The organism is Spiroplasma phoeniceum P40 (assembly GCF_003339775.1).
GTDB lineage: Bacteria > Bacillota_I > Bacilli_A > Mycoplasmatales > Mycoplasmataceae > Spiroplasma > Spiroplasma phoeniceum.
Genome location: NZ_CP031088.1, coordinates 778,107 through 799,581 on the forward strand (window position 1 = coordinate 778,107; position 21,475 = coordinate 799,581).

22 protein-coding genes, 3 pseudogenes and 1 riboswitch are annotated in these 21,475 nt (G+C 22.9%); of the genes and pseudogenes, 10 read left to right on the forward strand and 15 right to left on the reverse strand.

Annotated features, from left to right (window positions below):
* Positions 1–387: 387 nt before the first annotated feature.
* A pseudogene (locus SDAV_RS04895) lies at positions 388–1,238 on the forward strand (IS30 family transposase).
* Positions 1,239–1,458: 220 nt separating this feature from the next.
* On the opposite strand, the gene SDAV_RS04900 reads toward SDAV_RS04895, so the two are convergent.
* From SDAV_RS04900 to SDAV_RS04935, 8 genes and pseudogenes are all read right to left on the reverse strand, one after another.
* Positions 1,459–2,289 (reverse strand): HAD family hydrolase, encoded by an 831-nt coding sequence (locus SDAV_RS04900; RefSeq protein WP_114564775.1) that lies wholly within the window; start codon positions 2,287–2,289, stop codon positions 1,459–1,461.
* A gap of 43 nt (positions 2,290–2,332) precedes the next feature.
* Positions 2,333–3,484, reverse strand: a complete 1,152-nt coding sequence (gene metK, locus SDAV_RS04905; RefSeq protein ID WP_114564776.1) for a methionine adenosyltransferase — start codon at positions 3,482–3,484, stop codon at positions 2,333–2,335.
* A gap of 108 nt (positions 3,485–3,592) precedes the next feature.
* A riboswitch (SAM riboswitch) is annotated at positions 3,593–3,698 on the reverse strand.
* A 51-nt stretch (positions 3,699–3,749) separates the two neighbouring features.
* Positions 3,750–4,688, reverse strand: coding sequence for an alpha/beta hydrolase family protein (locus tag SDAV_RS04910; protein ID WP_114564777.1), 939 nt, complete (start codon positions 4,686–4,688; stop codon positions 3,750–3,752).
* Between the two features lie 16 nt (positions 4,689–4,704).
* Complete coding sequence (locus SDAV_RS04915; protein ID WP_114564778.1) at positions 4,705–5,505, reverse strand: TIGR00282 family metallophosphoesterase; 801 nt, start codon at positions 5,503–5,505, stop codon at positions 4,705–4,707.
* 12 nt (positions 5,506–5,517) lie between these two features.
* Positions 5,518–5,838 carry a YlxM family DNA-binding protein gene (gene ylxM, locus SDAV_RS04920; protein WP_114564779.1) on the reverse strand — a complete coding sequence of 107 codons (321 nt, stop codon included), beginning with the start codon at positions 5,836–5,838 and terminating at the stop codon, positions 5,518–5,520.
* Positions 5,838–6,824, reverse strand: coding sequence for a signal recognition particle-docking protein FtsY (gene ftsY / locus SDAV_RS04925; protein WP_114564780.1), 987 nt, complete (start codon positions 6,822–6,824; stop codon positions 5,838–5,840). Before ftsY ends, ylxM begins: the two co-directional genes overlap by 1 nt.
* A gap of 29 nt (positions 6,825–6,853) precedes the next feature.
* A complete protein-coding gene (locus SDAV_RS04930) occupies positions 6,854–7,231 on the reverse strand; it encodes a zinc-binding dehydrogenase (RefSeq protein WP_245938537.1) in 378 nt (125 codons plus the stop codon).
* Positions 7,232–7,651: 420 nt separating this feature from the next.
* A pseudogene (locus SDAV_RS04935) lies at positions 7,652–8,621 on the reverse strand (IS30 family transposase).
* Between the two features lie 200 nt (positions 8,622–8,821).
* Here SDAV_RS04935 and SDAV_RS04940 point away from each other — a divergent pair.
* The 5 genes and pseudogenes from SDAV_RS04940 to SDAV_RS11935 all read left to right on the forward strand — a co-directional run.
* A complete protein-coding gene (locus SDAV_RS04940; protein ID WP_114564781.1) occupies positions 8,822–10,285 on the forward strand; it encodes a P-loop NTPase fold protein in 1,464 nt (487 codons plus the stop codon).
* Between the two features lie 235 nt (positions 10,286–10,520).
* Positions 10,521–11,522, forward strand: coding sequence for a rolling circle replication-associated protein (locus tag SDAV_RS04945; RefSeq protein ID WP_114564782.1), 1,002 nt, complete (start codon positions 10,521–10,523; stop codon positions 11,520–11,522).
* Positions 11,523–12,278: 756 nt separating this feature from the next.
* Positions 12,279–12,593 carry a hypothetical protein gene (locus tag SDAV_RS04955; protein ID WP_114564139.1) on the forward strand — a complete coding sequence of 105 codons (315 nt, stop codon included), beginning with the start codon at positions 12,279–12,281 and terminating at the stop codon, positions 12,591–12,593.
* Between the two features lies 1 nt (position 12,594).
* A complete protein-coding gene (locus SDAV_RS14015; RefSeq protein WP_281268853.1) occupies positions 12,595–12,726 on the forward strand; it encodes a hypothetical protein in 132 nt (43 codons plus the stop codon).
* 143 nt (positions 12,727–12,869) lie between these two features.
* Positions 12,870–13,043, forward strand: a pseudogene (locus SDAV_RS11935) (spiroplasma phage ORF1-like family protein); the annotation flags it as partial.
* Positions 13,044–13,053: 10 nt separating this feature from the next.
* Here SDAV_RS11935 and SDAV_RS04965 read toward each other — a convergent pair.
* A complete protein-coding gene (locus SDAV_RS04965; protein ID WP_114564784.1) occupies positions 13,054–13,443 on the reverse strand; it encodes a lipoprotein in 390 nt (129 codons plus the stop codon).
* Positions 13,444–13,559: 116 nt separating this feature from the next.
* Here SDAV_RS04965 and SDAV_RS04970 point away from each other — a divergent pair, with 116 nt between their 5' ends.
* The 4 genes from SDAV_RS04970 to SDAV_RS04985 all read left to right on the forward strand — a co-directional run bounded on the left by SDAV_RS04970 (position 13,560) and on the right by SDAV_RS04985 (position 17,158).
* Positions 13,560–14,648, forward strand: coding sequence for a DDE-type integrase/transposase/recombinase (locus SDAV_RS04970; protein ID WP_114564612.1), 1,089 nt, complete (start codon positions 13,560–13,562; stop codon positions 14,646–14,648).
* Positions 14,649–15,212: 564 nt separating this feature from the next.
* Positions 15,213–15,926, forward strand: coding sequence for a rolling circle replication-associated protein (locus SDAV_RS04975; protein ID WP_114564785.1), 714 nt, complete (start codon positions 15,213–15,215; stop codon positions 15,924–15,926).
* A gap of 83 nt (positions 15,927–16,009) precedes the next feature.
* The gene (locus SDAV_RS04980) at positions 16,010–16,264 is read left to right on the forward strand and encodes a hypothetical protein (protein ID WP_114564786.1); all 255 of its coding nucleotides are present in this window, start codon (positions 16,010–16,012) and stop codon (positions 16,262–16,264) included.
* A 507-nt stretch (positions 16,265–16,771) separates the two neighbouring features.
* A complete protein-coding gene (locus SDAV_RS04985; protein WP_186823469.1) occupies positions 16,772–17,158 on the forward strand; it encodes a hypothetical protein in 387 nt (128 codons plus the stop codon).
* Positions 17,159–17,829: 671 nt separating this feature from the next.
* Here SDAV_RS04985 and SDAV_RS11940 read toward each other — a convergent pair.
* The 6 genes from SDAV_RS11940 to SDAV_RS05020 form a co-directional block, all read right to left on the reverse strand.
* Positions 17,830–19,245: a spiroplasma phage ORF1-like family protein gene (locus SDAV_RS11940; protein ID WP_186823470.1), complete on the reverse strand. Its 1,416-nt coding sequence runs from the start codon at positions 19,243–19,245 to the stop codon at positions 17,830–17,832.
* Positions 19,246–19,255: 10 nt separating this feature from the next.
* Positions 19,256–19,495, reverse strand: coding sequence for a hypothetical protein (locus SDAV_RS04995; RefSeq protein ID WP_114564788.1), 240 nt, complete (start codon positions 19,493–19,495; stop codon positions 19,256–19,258).
* Entirely contained in the window at positions 19,495–19,785 is a 291-nt protein-coding gene (locus SDAV_RS05000) for a hypothetical protein (protein ID WP_114564789.1), read from the reverse strand. The genes SDAV_RS04995 and SDAV_RS05000 overlap by 1 nt, the downstream gene beginning before the upstream one ends.
* Positions 19,786–19,791: 6 nt before the next feature.
* Entirely contained in the window at positions 19,792–20,559 is a 768-nt protein-coding gene (locus SDAV_RS05005; RefSeq protein ID WP_245938538.1) for a hypothetical protein, read from the reverse strand.
* 236 nt (positions 20,560–20,795) lie between these two features.
* Complete coding sequence (locus tag SDAV_RS05010) at positions 20,796–20,993, reverse strand: hypothetical protein (RefSeq protein ID WP_105299343.1); 198 nt, start codon at positions 20,991–20,993, stop codon at positions 20,796–20,798.
* A 211-nt stretch (positions 20,994–21,204) separates the two neighbouring features.
* Entirely contained in the window at positions 21,205–21,414 is a 210-nt protein-coding gene (locus tag SDAV_RS05020) for a hypothetical protein (protein ID WP_245938539.1), read from the reverse strand.
* Positions 21,415–21,475: the final 61 nt, after the last annotated feature.

The following is a 21,475-nucleotide window of genomic DNA, read 5'->3' on the forward strand; positions in this document are numbered from 1 at the left end:
TACCATCTCAACTATAATAATATGAATTAACAATATATCATACTCCATTAATTATATGATAAGGTACTCCAACACTTCAAACTAATTTATCTTTAAAATTAAATTTTATAATAGAAAAATCATCAGTTCGTTCTTTTTTAACAATTGCAATATATCATTTATTATCTGGTAAAGTAAAACGAGTATTTAATTTTCAATTACTATTTTCTGGTTGTTGTTGTGCTTGTTGTCGTTAATCCGATTGCTCCTATTATGCTAAGTCATTTTTTCATATAAATTGTTCCTTTTTATTGTTTTATATAATTGATCTTATCATATATCAATTATATATCAATTATTTTGTATTAAGTATTAATTTTATAAGTTAATGAAAGGTATATAAGTTTTATGTATAGTCATTTGAGTTTTATGGATAAAGTTAAATTAGAACAATTATTATTATCAAAAATGTTTTTAAAAAAGAATGGTAAACAGAATATTTCTGTAATTGCTAAATTTTTGAATAGACATCGTAGTACTATTTTACGAGAAATTAAGAGATTTAAAACTATTAAAGAATATAGTGCTTATAAGTCAGATAAAATGTATTATAAGAAAAGAAAAAAGAATAATAAAAGATGTAAATTTACGGAAGAACAGATTAATTTTATGAAAATTAAACTTAATAAATATCGTGATGCTCCGAGAGAATTTATTTATCGTTATTTTTTAAAATTTGATAATTGTGGTAAATTAACTGATTTTAAGTCAATTTGAGATATTGAAAATAAAGTTTCTAATGTTGGAGGATTTGAAATGGATACAGTAGTTGGTAAAGACCATCAATCTGCTGTTTTAGTTTTAGTAGAACAATCAAGTAAAAATTATTTTGTAATGAAATTAAAAAATCATACTGCTAGGGAAGTTGAGAAAAATTTTAAAGATATTGTTATAAATAATAATTTAATTGGAAAAATAAAAGGAATAATAACAGATAGAGGTAAAAAAAATTTACTAAGTGAAGAGAAATGGAAATATTTGCTGAAACACAAGTATATTTTTGTGATGCTGATAAACCTCGTCAAAAACCTTTAATTGAATATATGAATGGTGAGTTTAGAAAATTATTTCCTCCTGGAACTGATTTTAATAATGTTAGTCAACAAAAAATAAATTGAGTAGTTAATGTTATAAATGATAAACTTCGACCGTGTTTAAATTGAATAAGTTCTAAAGAAATGTTTTTGCAGAATATATAAACAAAAAATATTTAAAAATGTATATTAAATTATAAAATATGTTATTAAAATAATAAAATATGTATTTATTAATTAAAATTAATAAATTATTTTTTTAGTGTGCTTAAATATGGATAAAATAAAAGAAAAATTAAAATATTTTTATTTTTTTTAAATTTATGGTTGATTTTTGTAATTTTTATTATATTATTTAGTTAATAAAGGTTTCTTGCACTTCATTTTACATAATTCATTTTTTAAAATATTTATTAATTGCTTTTGCTACTCCTGAACGACGATAATGGGCAGTTGTATCATCAGAAATAGTTTTAATATCCGCTTTAGCATTTCCCATCGCAATTCCAACGCCAGCTCATTTTAACATTTTATAATCATTTGAACCATCACCCATCGCAATAATTTCTGCTGGTTGAATATTATATATTTTAGCAAGATATTCTAAAGCATCTTTTTTGTCACTATCCTTTGGACTAATTTCTAAATTTAAACTTTGATTTTGCAAATATGACCAATCAAAAATATTAAATTCATATTTTACTAAAAGTTTTGCTTTAAATTTTAGAACATTCTCTTTTTTACCACTAACAACAAACTTGTAAGCTTGGTCATGTAAAGTAGTAGGATCATATACTAATATTCTTTTTCGTTTTGTGTGAAAACTCATTCATTTAGTCATCAAACTATGCTTAGTATTAACATAAGCAAAATGTTCATTCTTAACGGAATATGCTCATAATTGAATTTTACACTCATTAGCAAGATAAAAAACATTGATTAATTCATCATTAGAAAAAACATTTTGTTGAAGAATTTTTTCTTTCGCAAAATCATAAATTATGCCACCATTAAAACCAATTACTGGCATTTTATTTTCAATAATGCCTAATTTTTTTGCAACTTTTCTAATCGCACCAATACTACGCCCAGTTGCAATAATCACTTTAATACCATTTGCCAATGCTCACTTAATTGCTGCAACATTTTGCTTTGAAATTCGATTTCTCTTTGCTGTTGTACCATCCAAATCAAGAGCAATTAACTTATACTTCATTAGTTTTTCTCCTCTTATTCTTTATGTTAATTATATCTAAAAATTAAACATCTGGTAAATATTTTATTAAACTTTGAACTTTATCTAATCTTTCTCATGGTAGTTCAGTATGGCAACGACCAAAATGCCCATAAGTTGCCGTTTGTTGATAAATTGGTTTTTGTAAATCTAACGTTTCAATCATTGCTTGGGGGCGAAAATAAAAATTTTCTTTAATCGCCTTCAATATAATATCATTTGCAACAAAATTAGTTCCAAATGTTTCAACAAAAATTGAAATCGGTTCAGCAACTCCAATAGCATAAGATAATTGAATCTCACATCGTTCAGTTAATCCTGCCGCAACAATATTCTTTGCAACATAACGAGCCATATATGCTGCTGAACGATCAACTTTTGTTCCATCTTTTCCCGAAAAAGCACCACCACCATGCCGTGCATAACCACCATATGTATCAACAATAATTTTTCGCCCTGTTAACCCAGCGTCACCTTTTGGTCCACCAATTACAAATCGACCAGTTGGATTAATTAAAACTTTAAAATCTAAATTCATTTTAAATTCTTGCACAACTGGTTTCATAATTTCCGTAATAACAAAGTGTTTAAATTTAGCTTCATCAATATCTTCATCATGCTGAATTGACATTAAGATTGTATCAATATAAATATGTTTAGCATTTGTTATGTCTAACGTTACTTGTGATTTCATATCTGGTCGTGCCCCAATAAACATTCCTTTTTTACGCAGCATACTTGCTCGCTTTACTAAAGCATGAGCAATAGAAATTGCTAACGGCATATAATTATCTGATTCATTTGTTGCATAACCAAACATAATTCCTTGGTCACCAGCTCCAGCTTTATCAACACCAAGTGAAATATCTGGTGATTGTGTTTTAACTAATATTTCAACTTCACAAGTTTGTCAATCAATTCCTCATTCTGCATCATTATAACCAATTTCTTTTAATACTTTACGTGCTACATTGGCATAATCAACTTTTGCTTTTGTTGTAATCTCACCACCAATAATAACCCGGTTTATTGTAATAAAGCATTCACATGCTACCCGTGATAAGGGGTCTTCTTTTAAGCATGCATCTAAAACAGCATCTGAAATTTGATCACAAATCTTATCAGGATGCCCTTCTGATACTGATTCTGATGTAAATAAAATTCGCTCTTTTCCCATCTTTTTCTTCTCCTTAATCATAAATAAAACCACATCAGAATAATGTGGCATTAATAACAATATGTTTACATATAAATTAATAGTTAAGTTCTATTCAATAACTAATAAATCTTATTGGTAGCATATCATTTTGCCCTGCTAAAAGCACCTTCTAGTTAAATATAGGGTTGCTAGTGGATCATTGCTTAGCGTACTAACCACTTCTGAATAAGTTTTATGTTGTTACTTGACAACAAGTATATTATAACTTAAAAATTAGTTAATTTTAATTTAAATTAATTATTTCGGTAAGAATTTCAACACTAATATTTTGATTAGTGAATAAGTAATGTTTTGCTGTTTCAATTTTTTTTATTTTAACTAGTCCATTATTAATTAAAGTTACTTGTTTTGTATCATAAAATTTATCAACCTCTGCTTGTAATATTAAAGTTTTTACTTTAAGATTATTAATTTGTTTTACTATCTTTTTATTAAGATAATTAAATTGTAAAATTTGATTTAAAAAATAAGTTTGTTCTTTTTCCATCATTAAAGTACTATAATCTTCATTTTGAGTTAAAAGTTGATAATCAATATGAATTTTAAGAGTTTTGTTTAAATTAAATAAAAAACCAAATCCAATCCCAATTTTGCTAATCATTGAAAATCTTATTCCATTTAAATTTGTAATTGGATTAACAAAAACAACTTTTTCAATTAATGGTTTTTGTTTCAATAATAAATTAATTAAACCACATGAAAATCCTTCTAATAATAAAATAATTCTTTGTTGTTCATATTTATTTTTTAATGCTGTAATTACGTCAATAATATCATTCACTAAAACTCCAACATTTTTAATACTAGTTGGCACATTATCTCCGACATTGCGTTGATTAAAAGCAATTACTGAAACTTTATGCTTAGCTCATATTTCATTATTAATTAAACCAGTAAAATTTTCCTTACTACCGTATAAATCATGAACTGCTAAAATAATATCCTGACCAGTTTTATCAATTGTTCCTAATGTTGATAATTCATATTGATCAGAAGTAATAAAGTATTTATGTTCGATATATTCAGGTAATTGAATTTCTCCTCGTTTTGTTTTCTTGTTTAAAAGACGATAACAACGTAGAAAAAAATAACAACACAAAAAAAATCCTAAAATAATACAAACAACAATAATTATTACATTCGTTTTAATTAAACTAGTCATTTAAGTTACTCCTTTATTATCCTAAAAAATCAACTTCATTTTCTGGATGAATTAAAATTCGTTCAATTTTTACTGCTTGGTTAGTTTTATCATCTACTTGTAATCATACCGCTGAAAAAATTAATTTATCATTTTCAGCTGCTGGTTCAAAACGAACTGGTAAACCAGTTTTTTCCTTAAGAATAATTTCTTCTGGATTTGCCCCAATAATTGAATTATAACTACCACACATCCCAACATCGGTAATATATGCTGTTCCTTTTGGCAATATTCGATTATCTGCTGTTTGAACATGAGTGTGCGTTCCAAAAAAACCAGTAATAATACCATCATAATTCCAAGCAAAAGCTAATTTTTCTGCACTAGCTTCGGCATGAAAATCAACAAAATGAAACTCACTATCATCATTATTAATAATTTCTTCAAAAATTGTGTATGGATTATCTACTGGGTCCATAAAACTACGACCCATTAAATTAGTCACACGAATTTTTTTATTATTAATCTTAATAACAACTGTGCCTTTCCCAGGTGTAAACGAATTCATATTTGCTGGTTTTAATAAATTATTTACTTCTTCAATATAATTTAAAACTTCTGGATTACGAAAAATATGATTTCCGGAAGTAATAATATTAATCCCCATTTCTTTTAATTCATTATAATGATTCTTTGATAATGATTTCCCATGGGTAGTATTTTCACCATTTGCAATAATTAAATCAATCTTATATTTTTTTATTATTTGTGGCAAATATTTATTAACAGCTGTCCGTCCAGCTTGTGCATAAATATCACCAATCATTAAAATATTCATTTCATTTTCTCCTTAATCACTATCAATTTTTTTTAATTTTTTTATTAATCCAGCACATTCCTTAATATTTTCAAATTCTTGATAAATGATATCTCGCTGATGTTGCTTATAACCTAATTTTAAGTTATTTTCAAATTTATGCAAAGCATTTGTAATTTTTACCAATGAATCATAAACAGCATTACGCGAAACATTTTTTAACCCTGCAATTTCACTTAATGAATAATCATCAAAAAAATATAATTCAAAATATTCTCTTTGCTTTGTTGTTAATAATTCCCGATATAATTCATATAAAAGAATTAACTCATTTGATTTTGCCAAATCTTTCATTATTCTATTTCCACTTCATCCTTGTTAAATAAATCTTTGGTTAAATTATAAATATATTGCTCAATATCAAATTCTTGTAAATCAGTTGGTTGCTCACCCAAACCAATTAACTTAACGGGAATGTTTAATTGGTCCTTAATTGCTAAAACAACGCCTCCTTTAGCCGTACCATCCATTTTTGTTAAAACAATCCCACTAACATCGGTTACCTCCGAAAAATTCTTTGCTTGTGAAATACCATTTTGACCAGTAACCCCGTCAATTACTAATAAGGTTTCATGTGGAGCATCGGGAATTTCTCGTTTAATAATACGATTAATTTTATTTAATTGATTCATTAAATTAACTTTATTTTGTAAACGTCCCGCTGTATCAATAATAATAATATCAACTTGTTCTTTTTTTCCTTTAACTAATCCATCATAAATAACACTAGCTGGATCTTGCCCTTCTTTTAACGGTTTAACAATATTAACATTTAAACGTTCTGCTCATTGGTTTAATTGTTCAACCGCCCCTGCCCGAAAAGTATCACCAGCAACTAATAGGACCTTTTTCTTTTGATCAAGAAATTGTTTTGTTAATTTAGCAATAGTTGTTGTCTTACCGGCACCATTAACACCAACCATCAAAATAACATTTAAGCGCTGGTCTTTAATATTTAATTTATTTTGTTTACTTTTTGGATAATTATATAAATCCATAATTACTTCAACCAAATAATCATTTGTGTCCTCAATGCTTCAACCTTTTTTTACTTTTTTACGAATTTGATTAGTAATTTGTAAAACCATATTCATTCCCATATCACTTGCAATTAAAATTTCTTCTAATTCTTCTAAGTATTGATCATCATATTCTTTATACTTATGTGCTAATTTTTTAATATCATTAGAAAAGGTTAAACGTGTTTTACGTAATGCCTTTTCTAATTTAATCTGTTTTTTTTCTTCACGTTTTGCTTTTAATTTTTGAAAAAAACCCATTTCTTTCCTTCACCCTATTCTATTGCTTGTTATAATTTTACAACAACTTTAAAAATATCTGTCTCCATAAAAGTTTCATATGCTTTTAACACTTCATTTTTATTAAAAGTTTTTGATACTAAATACTTTGGAATAATTTCCTTATTTTCAATTTTTAATACAAGTTCTTTTAAATTATAACAATTTAAAATTCCGGTATGAATAGTAATATTTTGATTTCATAATTGTTGTAAGTTAAAGACAACTGGTTTTTTAAAAACACCAATTGTAATAATTGTACCATTAAAATTAATCATTTGTTGTGCCTGCTCAAAAGTACCCCGGTCATTACCGACACATTCAATTACTAAATCATATTTAATATCAAAAGTATTTAAAGTACTATCATAAATTTTATGCGCCCCCATTTTTTTAAAATAATTTAATTTTTGACTATTATGACCATAAATATCAATCTTTTTATTATATTTATATTAATAACAATAAAATACCTAAACAAATTGGCCCATCACCAATAATAGAAATATTATTAATTTGTTTTTAATCAATTTTTTTAATAACATTTTCATATACTGTTGGTAACACATCGCTTAATGAATTATGTAAAATGAAGTGCAACAAATCTTTATTAATTAAATAATATAATAAAAATTACAAAAATCAACCATAAATTTAAAAAAAATAAAAATATTTTAATTTTTCTTTTATTTTATCCATATTTAAGCACACTAAAAAAAATAATTTATTAATTTTAATTAATAAATACATATTTTATTATTTTAATAACATATTTTATAATTTAATATACATTTTTAAATATTTATTGTTTATATATTCTGCAAAAACATTTTTTTAGCACTTATTCAATTTAAACACGGTCGGAGTTTATCATTTATAACATTAACTACTCAATTTATTCTTTTCTGACTAACATTATTAAAATCAGTTCCCTTAGGAAATCAATATCTTAATTCACTATTCATATATTCAATTAAAGGTTTTTTGTTGTGGTGAACCAGCATCACAAAAATACACTTGTATTTCAGCAAATATTTCCATTTCTCGTCATTTGCTAAATTCTTTCCCTCTATCTGTTATTATTCCTTTAATTTTTCCAATTAAATTATTATTTATAACAATTTCTTTAAACTTTTCAAAAACTTCATTAGCAGTATGATTTTCTAATTTTATTGCAAAATATTTTTTACTTGATTGTTCTACTAAAACTAAACAACTAGATTGATGGTTTTTTCCAACAACAGTATCCATTTCAAATCATCCAACATTAGAAACTTTATTTTCAATATCTAAAATTGACCTAAAATCAGTTAATTTACCACGATTATCAGATTTTCCTTTTGTTTTATATTTTTTACCACGATGTCGCAAATTCTGTTTTAAAAAACCATAAAAACCTAAACGAATTCATTTATACAATGTTTTAACACAAACAGGAAATTTAACACCAAATTTTAAAAAATAACGATAAATAAATTCTCTCGGAGCATCACGATATTTATTAAGTCTAATTTTCATAAAATTAATCTGTTCTTCCGTAAATGTACATCTTTTATTATTCTTTTTTCTTTTCTTATAATACATTTTATCTGACTTATAAGCACTATATTCATCAGTAGTTTTAAAACGCTTAATTTCTCGTAAAATAGTACTACTATGTCTATTCAAAAATTTAGCTATTGCAGAAATATTCTGTTTACCATTCTTTTTTAAAAACATTTTTGATAATAATAATTGTTCTAATTTAACTTTATCCATAAAACTCAAATGACTATACATAAAACTTATATACCTTTCATTAACTTATAAAATTAATACTTAATACAAAATAATTTATATATAATTGATATATGATAAAATCAATTATATATTAAGTAACACAACTGTCCCAAAGGATTTTTAAGGACATTAAAAGTTTAAAAATTGACAATTAATCAAAAATAAATATAATACAAATTAGAAATAAAAAGGAGAAAAAAATGACATATAACACAGAAATTATAATAAATTCAATTAATGCTTTTTTTGCAAAAACGGAAACAAAGCAATTAAATAATACAAATAATGATAATAATAATTTAAATATTAAAGGACAATGGGGTAGTGGTAAAACAACATATATTAAAAAATTAAAAGAAAAAATTAAAGAAATAAAAAATGAAGATAATAAAAATAAATATCAAGTAAAAATATTTAATGTTTGAGAATATGAAATTTCTGACAATATTTTTGTAAGTATACTATGTGATATATTAAGATTTTTTAATTATCAACCTAAAAATAAATTTGATTTAGGAAAATTTGTAAAAAGTTTTATAACTGTTAGTGGTGAATATGCTATTAATTTTTTAAGTCATTATTTCAAAATTGAATCACCTTTAAAATATATCAAAAAAATAATTCAGAAATCAAAAGACAAGGAAGATAATTTATTACAATTTGATAATTACAATGAGGCAATTAATGAAATTATTAGGCAAATAAATTTATATACTCAATATTCAAAAAATATCTTTATTTTTGATGAACTAGACAGATGTACTACACCAAAAATGATTGAATTTTTAAGTATTATTAAAAATATATTATTTAGATTAAATAATTGTTTTTTTATTGTTAGTTGTGATTCAGATAGAATAAACAGAACTATTACCCAAAATGAAAATAATGGAATAAATGAAAATGAAAATGAAAATTATACTGATAAAATTTTTTATGTTAATATAAAAATTACCATTTTATCAAAATTAGATGAAAAAATTATTAATAATGATAGTGAATTAATTAAAAATTATATTTCTAATTTTGAAAATAAAACTGAAAATAATTATAGGCAGTTAAATAAAGCAATAGAAAGAAAAAATAAAGTTATTAAAATTATTGAAAATAATTTTAATATTAATGAAAATAAAAAACTTTTTGAATTTGTTACTTTTTGAATTTATTACAAAGAAATAGATTTAGAAAAATGTATAAAAAATATAAGTGATAAAAATTTAGAAATAATTGTTAAAAATTATTTTATGAAAAATCAAAGTTATGATATAAAAAGTGATTATTTTTACAATGAAAAAATTAGTATGCAACAGAAAGATAATATTAAAAATGAAATTCTTAATATTAATTTTAATGGTTATTTTTTATTTGTATATGATGATAGAAATCAAAGTTTTCCTTTTTCATTTTTAATTCCATTTATAGATATTAAAAATTTTGATTTTAAATGTATAGAAAATATTAATAATTTTAGTGGCAGTAAATATATGCAACTAAAAAATGGTGTTTATTATGTATCATACAGAAATATTGTTAATTATATATCTAATAATTTTAAAGATTTAATTGACATACTTTTTGAATTTTTTGATAAAAATAAAAAAGATAATTTTAATACAAATATAAATATTAAAGAATATTTTGAATATATGCAAAATATAATATAAATAAAATTTCTTATTTGCATTTTTTATAAATGTTTTATATTGGTGAGTATATAATAATTAATTTAAAATTAAAAAAATTGTTTTATTTTTGAGTTAAAAAATTTATAATTTAAATTAGAATAAAAAAACATTTATCCAAATGTTTAATGTATTCAAACCAATAAAGGTTTCTATTCCCGAAACTTTAAATATAGGTAAATGTTTTTTTATTTTTGTTTTAGAAAGGAAATACAAAATGAATGTAAACATAAATCCTTATAATCGTTTGACTGGAGAAGTTCTATACAGACCTTATATTGATAGTAGTAATTTTGTTAATCAAAAATATTATGTTAAAAAAGTATATTATGGTCCTTATATTAAAACGATTGTATTACCGTTAGAATGTATTAATAAATTTGGTAAAGGCAATTCAAATGGTATTAAAAATACTGGTGAAAATGAGACTAAATTATTAAATAGTCGTGTTCGTTCACAAGCAAATTGTATTCGTAAAGCAATTCATAATTTTAGTGGTTGTAAAAATATGGGTTTTTTAACTTTAACTTATGCTGAAAATGTCCAAGATATTAAAAAAGCAAACCATCATTTTAGATTGTTTATCCGAAGATTAAATTATTATTTTTCTAAATATAAAAAAAATAAATATAAAGATTTAAAATATCTAGTTGCCTATGAATATCAAAAAAAAGGAAGAATACATTTTCATATAATATTTAGTGAATATATTCCTAATAAAGTAGTTAGAAAATGTTGACCTTATGGATATAATAAAAATTTACCCGTTGAAACTGGTACAAATGAATTTGTTAGTAAATATGTTGCTAAATATATTGTAAAAGCACAAAGCGAAGAAAAAAGTAAAAATATTTATGACTTAAATACCAAAGCATATCGTTTTAGTGCAAATTGTACTGACCCGATTGTTAAGGTTGGTATTATTGAAATGTGTGAAATGGAGTTAATTGCTTCATTAAAAGGTACAAAACATAATTTTATGTTTAATAATAAAGATGGTTATTTAATGGGCGTAAGTATTGATAGTGATTGATATAGTGATTATTTTTGACAAATGGAAGAATATGTCCCATATGATAAAAAAATATTCCGATTTTTTAATAAAATAACGGATATTGGCATATACAAGACACGGAAAAAATTAGATAAATACCTTAATTTAGGTAAACAAAGGTATATTAAAAAAAGTACCTTCCAAATGGAAAGTACTAGTGTGTAATATAGACTATTCCCAACCTATATCACATTTTTTATTATATATATATATATATATATATGCAAGTTATTAGATTAAAAAATAATAGATTTTAAAAAATTATGGAATTAATGTATTTTATTTTAATTATATTAGTTGACATATTTATTTTGTTATGTAAAATTAAATTAGAAATAATAATATAGCATTTAGTTATATTTATTGTTTCAAACCAATAAAGGTTTCTATTCCCGAAACTTTAAATATAGGTAAATGTTTTTATTTTGTTAAAAACAGTTCAATAGTTTTATGAATAAGATAGCAAAATATAATACAACTAGTAATTAAAATTATTGGTATACTTATCATTTCAATTAATTTAATTATAAATTGTATTATTAAATTGTTTATATTAAGATTCAAAGATTCAAAAATTAAAATAATTAAATTTAAACCAAAAAACTCTTTTGAAGCAAAACCTATACCAAAAAATATAAAAAGTATAGTAGGTATTATTTTAAAAATAGGATAATGATTATATATTTTTTTCATTTTTTATTTCCTTTCTATTTTTAAATAAATGTTTAAAATAAAAAATAGTTTTATTGTTTATAAGTTTATATAAGTAATTTTTTAAAATAATTAAAATAAAAACTCTTTTGTATAATTTAATTAATGATTTGGTTGTTTTTTGATTTAATTATACATTTATATATTTAAAGTTTCAAATTTTGTGAAACCTTTATTTACATATATGTAAATGAAAGGAATTTTTTAGTTATGTTTAAAGTTTATTTAAGTGATATTAAGTACAATCAAGTTATTAAAGATAAGTCAAATAAAGAAAATTATTATGATGTATATACATTTTTACGAGTTGAAGGTAAAAAAATAGTTGGTAAAGAATACCAAGATAAATGAGTTCGCAAAGATAGTGATTTTCAAAATAGTTTGCCCGAAATGATTGAAGGTAGTTTCTATAATGTAGAAATTGGTTTTAACGGTAAAATATCAAAAATATTGCCTTATGAAACCGAACAAGATTTTATTAATAAATATTCTAATAATTCAACAATAACAGAAAGCAATAGTTAATATGCAACAACAGTTATGTATGATTTGTATTAATGATACTGTTTGAGAAAATGGGTCTCGTTATTGTTGAAATTGTGTTAATAAAAATGTTGTTTTAATTAATCAATGTTATTCTAGGTTAGATAATGACTAAGAAAAAATCAGATTGTTATTTATGTAATAGGCAAGATATTATTTGTCCTAAACATAAAAAATAAAATGAAAAAGCAAACTAAGTTATATAAACAAAGATTACAATATTTGGTTAATGTTATTCATCAATGTTTACCTACTAAACCTGGTGTTAAACAAGTTAATGAATTAGCGAGTGGTGTTGGTAAGGTTTTTGAAACAGTATATAGTTTTTTTAGTCAAATATTTGAGGTATGAAAATTTAATCCCGCATTGTATAGTACAATAACAAATATCTTTTTATTAATTATCTTTATGAAATTTGTGCGATTAATATAAAAAGGAACTGTTATTCAGTTCCTTTTTGTTCTTTTCAATTATTAATTTCACCGGTGTTTTTGTTAATTGTAGGTGTTTCTGGTTCACCAACTCCATCTCAACGATAAACTTTATCATAATAATATGAATAAAATTCTTTGTTACCATTTCATTTTATAATATTTCATTTATTATTTTTTTTGAAAATACCTATATATCATTTATTAGTATTTCCTTCTCCTAAAACACTTAAAACTTCTTTTCAATAATTATCTTTTGGTGGTTGTTCTTCTGTTGTTGGTGTAATAGGTATATTATCTTTTTCGTTTTCATTATTATTTTCTTTTTTACAACTGATTAATGTTGTTGTACTTGTTGCGGTTAATCCGATTGCTCCTATTATGCTAAGTATTCTTTTCATATAGATTACTCCTTTTTATTTTTTTATATATAATTGATTTTATCTTATATCAATTATATATCAATTATTCGTATTAAATATTAATTTTATATATTTTTGATGGTAGGTGTAAAATAATGAAATATATTATTAATAATTTTAATTTGTTTGATTTACAATCAAAATTAAAGAGTTTTTTGAGTAAAAATTATAAAAATAAATATTATAAAAGAATAAAACAAAAAATATTTTCATATATTAATTTGTGTAATGATTATTATAATGGTAATTTTTTGTTGAAAGATTTAATTAAAAAATATTTTAAAAATAAGTTTTCAACTTTTTATTATTGAGCGAATAAAATTTTAATTGCATATAAAAATAATGATTTTGCTGAATTATTATTAAAGTCAACAATTCCTAATAATATTAATTATCAATATAGTGATGATATTCGCAAAATTATTTGTGATTTATATTTTGAATATTGTAATAAACATGCTGGTGGTGTTTTATCTTTGTTTTATAATTTAAAAAAAGGAATTCATGGAGAAGAATTAAAAAATAAAGCACCAAAAAATTTAAAAACATTTTTTCGTTGACTTAAAAAAGATGAAAGATGATTAAAAATAAAAAATAAAATTAAAGAAATTAAAAAACAACATCCAAGATATGAAGTTAAAGAAATAGGTTTGTTACAGATGGACGCTAAATATTTTGTACCAAGTAAATTTCCAGTTGATAAAAAGTATTATGTTTATGATTTTATTGATGAAAAAACAAGATTAGCATTAGGATATGTTTATGATAAATTAAGTACTGATAATGCTATTGATGCTGTTAAAAAAGCAATTAGTGATTTTAAAAATATATTTGATATTATAATAACACGGATTAGAACTGATAACGGTTCTGAATTTATTAATAATTATCGTAATAATCAAAAAATTAGTGTTAAAAAGACTAATTTTACTCAATTTTTAACAGATAAAAATATTTTGCATCAAACAACACCAGTTCGCTCTCCACAGTCAAACGGTAAGATTGAAAGATTTCATCAAAATTATACTAAATTATTTGTATTTGAAGAAAAAATATTAAATGCAGTTAGTTTACAGAATAAATTAAATGATTATTATTATTTTTATAATTTTGAAAGAGTGCATAAGTCTTTAAATTTTCAGACACCATTTAATTTTTTGAATAGTTTAAGTTTAATTAAATAATTTTAAATTATTAAGTTTTTGTGTTTAAACTAAATAAGTTTATTATATTTTAATTAATTAATAATATGTAAATTAACTCATAAAATATGTCATTAAAATAATAAAATACGTATTTATTAATTAAAATTTAATAAATTATTTTTTAGTGTGTTTAATTTTATATTTTTTATTTATTTATTTTATGATATTTTTTTATTATAAATAAATATTTTTATTATTTTTGTTATTTTCTTGTAATCTTTAAAATGTGTGTGGTATACTACATTACATTTAAGATTATGTTAAGTTCTATTTTAGTTTTAGCAATGGTTAACGGACTTTTACGCTATTTTTAGGACTAAATAATGTAATGTTGTTGGTAAAAAAAGTAAGGTGGTGTGGTGGTTTATCCACGCACCACCTTACTTAAAGGGGTAAAAGTCGCGGAGCGACTTAGGGACGGAGTCCCTTTCCTTGATTAACTAGCACAACGGGAGAAAAAGAAAAATAACCCAATAAAATCAAGGTTTTAAAATTTAGTTTTTATAAAAAAATCATCAAATTTTAACGAAAGGAGGTAAAAAAATGGAAAATAATATAAATATAAATGCATATAATCGTTTAACAAAAGAAAATTTATATAGACCATATATCGATAATAGTAATTTTATTAATAAAAAATACTATGTTAAAAAAGTATACTATGGTAATTATGTTAAAAATATTGTTCTACCCTTAGAATGTGTTGATAGTTTTGGCAATGGTAATTCGACTGGTATTAAAAATACTGGTAAAAATGAAACTAAATTATTAAATAGTCGTGTTCGTTCCCAAGGTAATTTTATTCGTAAAGCAATTCATAATTTTAATGATTGCAAAGAATTAGGTTTTTTAACTTTGACTTATGCCGAAAAAATGCAAGATTTAGATAAAGCAAATTATCATTTTAATTTATTTATTAAAAAGTTAAAATATCATTTTTCTAAATATAAGAAAAATACTTTTATTAATCTTAAATATTTAGTTGTTTATGAATATCAAGACCGAAAAGGAATTCCAGTTATACATTTTCATATAATATTTAATAGATTTATTAGTTCAAATTTAATAAGAGAATATTGACCTTATGGAATAAATAAAAATCTTAAAGTTAAAAAAAATACAAATGTTTTTGTTATTAAATATTTAACTAAATATTTTGTTAAGTCATTATCTAATACTGAAAGACAAAAAAGGAACTTTGCAAAGAATTTGATATTCCTTACAAAAAACCTAAAAAAGTATCAGAAGTTAAATTAAGAAATATTTATAATTTAAATAAAAAATCATATCGTTTTAGTGCAAATTGTACCGACCCACTTGTAAAGGTTGGTGTTATTGAAATGTGTGAAATGGAATTAATTGCTTCATTAAAAGGTATAAAAAATAAATTTATGTTTGTTGATAAACAAGGTTATATAATGGGTGTTAGAATTGATAGTTATTTAGAAAACGATTATTTTTGACAAATGGAAGAATATGTCCCATTTTATAAGAAACAATATCAGAGTTGAAAAAATCAAAAACTATTTTTTGAAAATTATAAAAAACGGCATAAAAAAAGTATTAGTCTACACAACAATTTACTAATACAATAAAAAATTAAAATTAAATATTTACATTTAGAATTATACATCTAAAAGTAATTTTTGTCATTAATATTTTAATAAATATTAATTTTTCAGCGTGCTTAAATAAACAAAACTGATATAATAAAAAAGTAGAGTTCTTATGCAATGTGGACTCTACACTTTTATTTTATAGTAATTTTAGAAATATTTGACTTTAATTTAGTTATGGTATATAAGTAAGTTATTAAGTCATTAAAAGAGATAATGGTTTAATATTTAAGTTGATAAACAACTTTAAACATTGCAAAATAATTAAATAATTTTCTCTTTTTTTAATTTAATTTTATTTTGTAAATTAAATTATAATTTTTTGTTATTTAAGTTTGTTTATCAGTAGAACAGATAATATTTTATTAATTTTATTAAAGACAAATAATTTAAATATAAATGTGTGTGTCTTAGCAAATTATTTGTATTGTAAAAAATAATAAACACTATTTATAAGTCTGATTATTATATTATTCAAAAATAGAAATGTGGTGAATAAAAAATATGAACGACCGTACTAAAAAGATTAATATTACTGAATATGAAGAAATTTTTAAAATTGATGAAAATTTTAAAGACAAAAACATTATATCGTTTTACTTACCAATGTCTTTAAAACATTATTCTAAAATAATTCAAATAAGAGATAAGATTAAAACATGGTCTTTTTCCAAAGCAGTAAGATATTTAATTGATAATTGAGATATTAATAATATCTTAGAAATTGATAAGTCATTTTATAAAAAGTTAGTTTATAAAACAATAAAAATAACTCCTATTCAATATAATAAATTGCTTCATTTACAAGATACTTATAATTTACAATTTTTATCTAGTGTAATGTTTCAATTAGTAAACAATTACAATATATAATTTAACATAAAAATTAAACAAAATAATAATGGTTAGAATAATATAAAAATTGTGCTTTTCTCTCCACTGTTAAATATTGGCGTGTCAAATGATATTTAATAAAGCAAAATGTAGGATAAATAAATGTGTGTAATCTTATGCAATGTGATTTTTTTAATTATTGATTAAATAAGTGTAAATTAATTTAATGAATAGTTGGAAAAATAAAAAAATAATATATAATGAAATCATAAAAAATAAATTATGCTTTGTACTAGCCCTATAAAGTGTTATAATTTTCACGAGAATAAACATCAAAAAAATCTCAATATTAATACATAGATTAGGGTTAGTAATCTGTGTCTTTTTTTGTTTATATAAAGCGTTTTAAGGAGTAAATTAGACATTAATAGTAAGCAGTCATATAAAAAAAGTAAAGGCAGATACAAATACAACCAAAACAAAGACAGACACAGACAGAGACAAACAGACAGCAAACACCACGGTGCAAAAAGTTTATCTTTGCCCGTGTGTTGTTTGCTGGGTGAATGGTTGCCCGCAGGGCAAGCAGAGGGCTTTAGCCCTTTTCCTTGATTAACTAGCACAACTGAGGGAGAAACGGAAAAATAAGACGTGGTGTTTTCCTATCTATTTGTCTCTGTCTGTGTCTGTCTTTGTTTTGCTTGTATTTATTATAAATATCGCATAACACCATTAAACATCGCTAATGAGATAATAGCACCAAGGAATAATTTAAAAGTTATATCAAAGGCAAATAAATTACTAATATTTTCTCAAAGCAAATTAACATTATGGATAGTATTTCCCAAGGCATTAATATATTTACCAACCTCTTTAATACCAGGCAAATTATTAAACGCTCAAATAAGAACATTAATAATATGTTTATCCAATCTATATCACGGAGCATCTAAATAAGGTAATTGTCATATTTTTCCACCATTAATTTCATTCTGTCAGTCTTTAACATTATATATACTAAAATTAAAGCCATGAATTTCAATAGAATTATGAGCAGTTAATTTAGTACTAATAAATTCAAAAACATTAAAACCTTTATATTTATCACTATTAGCCATATCTAACATTTTTACTTCTGAAAATACCTCATATATACTCGGTAATTTATCAGTTTCAGTGTTTCAATTTGAATAAAAATAATATGAAAAATCTTTAACATCTACCTTATAAGCATTATAAAACCGAACTATTGGACTAGAAAAATAATTATCACTTCCAGCTCCTCGTAAACTAAAATACAAAGCCTTTGGATATAACAAAAAACCATTTTTTACAAAAAACGAAAAACCAAAATCACCATTAGAAGAAAAAAACTTAACATATTCGTAAGGATTACCAACATCAAAAATACCACGCAAAGTATTTGAATAAACAAAATCTAAAATTTGAAATAAATTTTCTAAATTTCAATTACCTTGTAAAACATTATCAATATAATATTTTGGTTCTGCTAATTTAAAATTCTCTTCGGTAATTTTATATTTTTCAAAAAGACTGCGATAACTAAAATTAAAAATTAAATACTCCATATCAAAATAACGAGCATTTTGATTATTAAAATAAGGCATAAATAATAAAGCTAATGTTTGACCGGGAAAATAAAAAGTAAATTTATATTTAACACCATCTATAAAAACAAAAAAATATAAAAAATAATCTTCGTCATCCATTCAACTCATATTAAACTCTGCTAATGTTTTATCATTATTTGTTTTTTGGTCTTTTTGTATTAATGTAAATTTAAATTTTCAATCTTTATTATATGATTTATCAACAAATTTTTTTAATCAAAAATTTTTGTCTTTTGGTTCAATACTAACTCCATACAACGGTTTTGCCAATCTTATACCAAAGGAAAAAGCATAATTTTCAAGACTTAAATTATGCATAAAAAAATCTTGTCTTATCATTAAAGTACTTTGTAAATCATATTTATTTAATTCATTGATAGTTTTTTCGCTAAAATTGTCTTTTTTTTCTGAAATAATGCCATTAAAAAGAAATATTCACCCAAAAGGAATTAATAAAACAAGAAAAAAACTTAATATTTTTTTTATGCATAACATATTTTCCTTTCTATCTAACCACAAATATAACCCTTATAATCATAAGCATAATTCCAAAGGCGATAAACAATCTAAAAATAGGGTGGGTTGCAATAATAAATAAATGAGCAACTAATTTATAAAATTCGTTTGAACTATTAAACCATTGTTTTATTGTTGCCATTGCTGTCTCTGATGCTAAAAAAATATTTGCAACAAACGCAGAACCAATAATGCCTATTACAAGAAAAAATCATAATAATTTAATCATTATTTTTCACCTTTATTATCTTTAGTATGTTCAATTTGTTTGCTCTCTTTCAAACGAATAGCACCTAAACCTATAGACATAGCAGAAGCGGTATTTTTTGACATAGTAGATAACTGTGGTGGTGATCCAACCAAACGCATAATAATTCCTAAAATACCCCCTATAATTCAAATAACATATAAAGGTATATCAGTTGCTGGTAATTTTAAAGTTCACATTCAATCCATTATTTTCATAAAAATATCAATAACAACATTAAATGCATCGTCTCAACTTGTTAACAAATTCATAATTATTTACCTCCTTTTTGTAAATTTTCAACCAATCTTGTTGCACCCATTTTTTTCTAAATCTTCTAAACTATCAAAATTAACATAATCTCAATAAGTCAATGATTTATCTTTAACTCTGTCATTTTTAATATCTCTAACAAATTGTAAATATTTTGTATCATAATTCATAACATCTAATAAAGATACTGTAATTTTAAAATTACGCATAGCAATAGCACTAGCATTTTTTAATTTTACTTTTTTACCATTAGCAGAACGCTTAACACTTTCAGATTTTCAAATATCATAATTATCTTTATCTTTAAAAATACCAATATTAAATTTAAACTTAGGAAAAAATCAAATAAAATATTTTAATATTCCCTTAAATTGTAAAAGTGGTGTTTTGCAGTCTAAAGGCAACATTAATGCGGTTGCTAACTCTCTATATTCTACTCAATGATGTTTTTCTCTTTGTCCAATAAATACAACATTAATATCATATTGACACATAAGAACCAAACTCGGAATAACGCCACTATATTTTTTCATAGCACCATCTTTAACCTCATTAGAAGGAATATATAAAGCCATTTCATCTAAAACAACTAAATTACTTTCACTATAAGGTATCGGATTTTTTAAATTATTATTATCAAACATATCAAATGTTCCTAGTGCGATATCATTGTTAAAAATTGAATAATTAGAATATTTAGTTTCATATTTTGAATATATTAATAAATAAGTTGCTAACGCTGTTTTCCCAGAACCTAAATCACCAATCACCATCGTTATAGGGCTTTGTTTAATAGTTTTAAAAAATGCAAGTTGACTTTTTAAGTCTTTAAAAAATAAAAATATTACATATATACTAAATATATAAACAAAAACTATAAAAATAATATTTAATCAACCACTAAATATATTTTTTTAAATATAATTAAACAATTTAAAACAATCATAATTAATGTAAAAAATCAATTCATTAAATATCAATTTATAATTCATTTTCTAATATTTAACATTTAAGATACCACCTTACATATTTTAAAAATCATATAAATAACAAACCATATAGTAAAGAAAATAAACAATCATATAACTACCATACAGACATAATATTCAACAGTTTTATCAATCAAACCTAATTTATTAGCAGGAATAAAAAAAGCAAACTGATATAAACCTTGATAAACTTTATCTAAAAACTGATTTCAAGTCATTAACAAAACCCCCTAAATATCAATCTAAATATTCAAAATATAACACCAATAATAAAAGTTAAAAACAAAGTAAAACAAATATAAGTCAAAGCCGGTGGCATATCTATACCAAATATAATCTGCATAAATTCAATATAAATATCAAAAACACTTTTTTCTAACATTTTATTTATTTCTTTCTTTTCATTAATATTCAATACTTTTTAACTTTTTAGGGGTTAAAAAATACTAATATCCGTGTATTAATTTTCGCAAAGTTTCAATACCTAAAAAAACGAACATTAATACAATCGGAATAATTAAAATAGCGTTTGCACCCCAAAAAGGCTAAAAATCAAGTTGTAAAACCTCCGGCTCATTTAGCAAGCGTTCCGGCTCAACCCTCAATCGCTTTAATAATTCCTGTTGTACCTGCATCCATAAAATATATTTTCCTTTCTAAATTAATAACTAGTATCAATATTTTTAACCCCTAAAAAGTT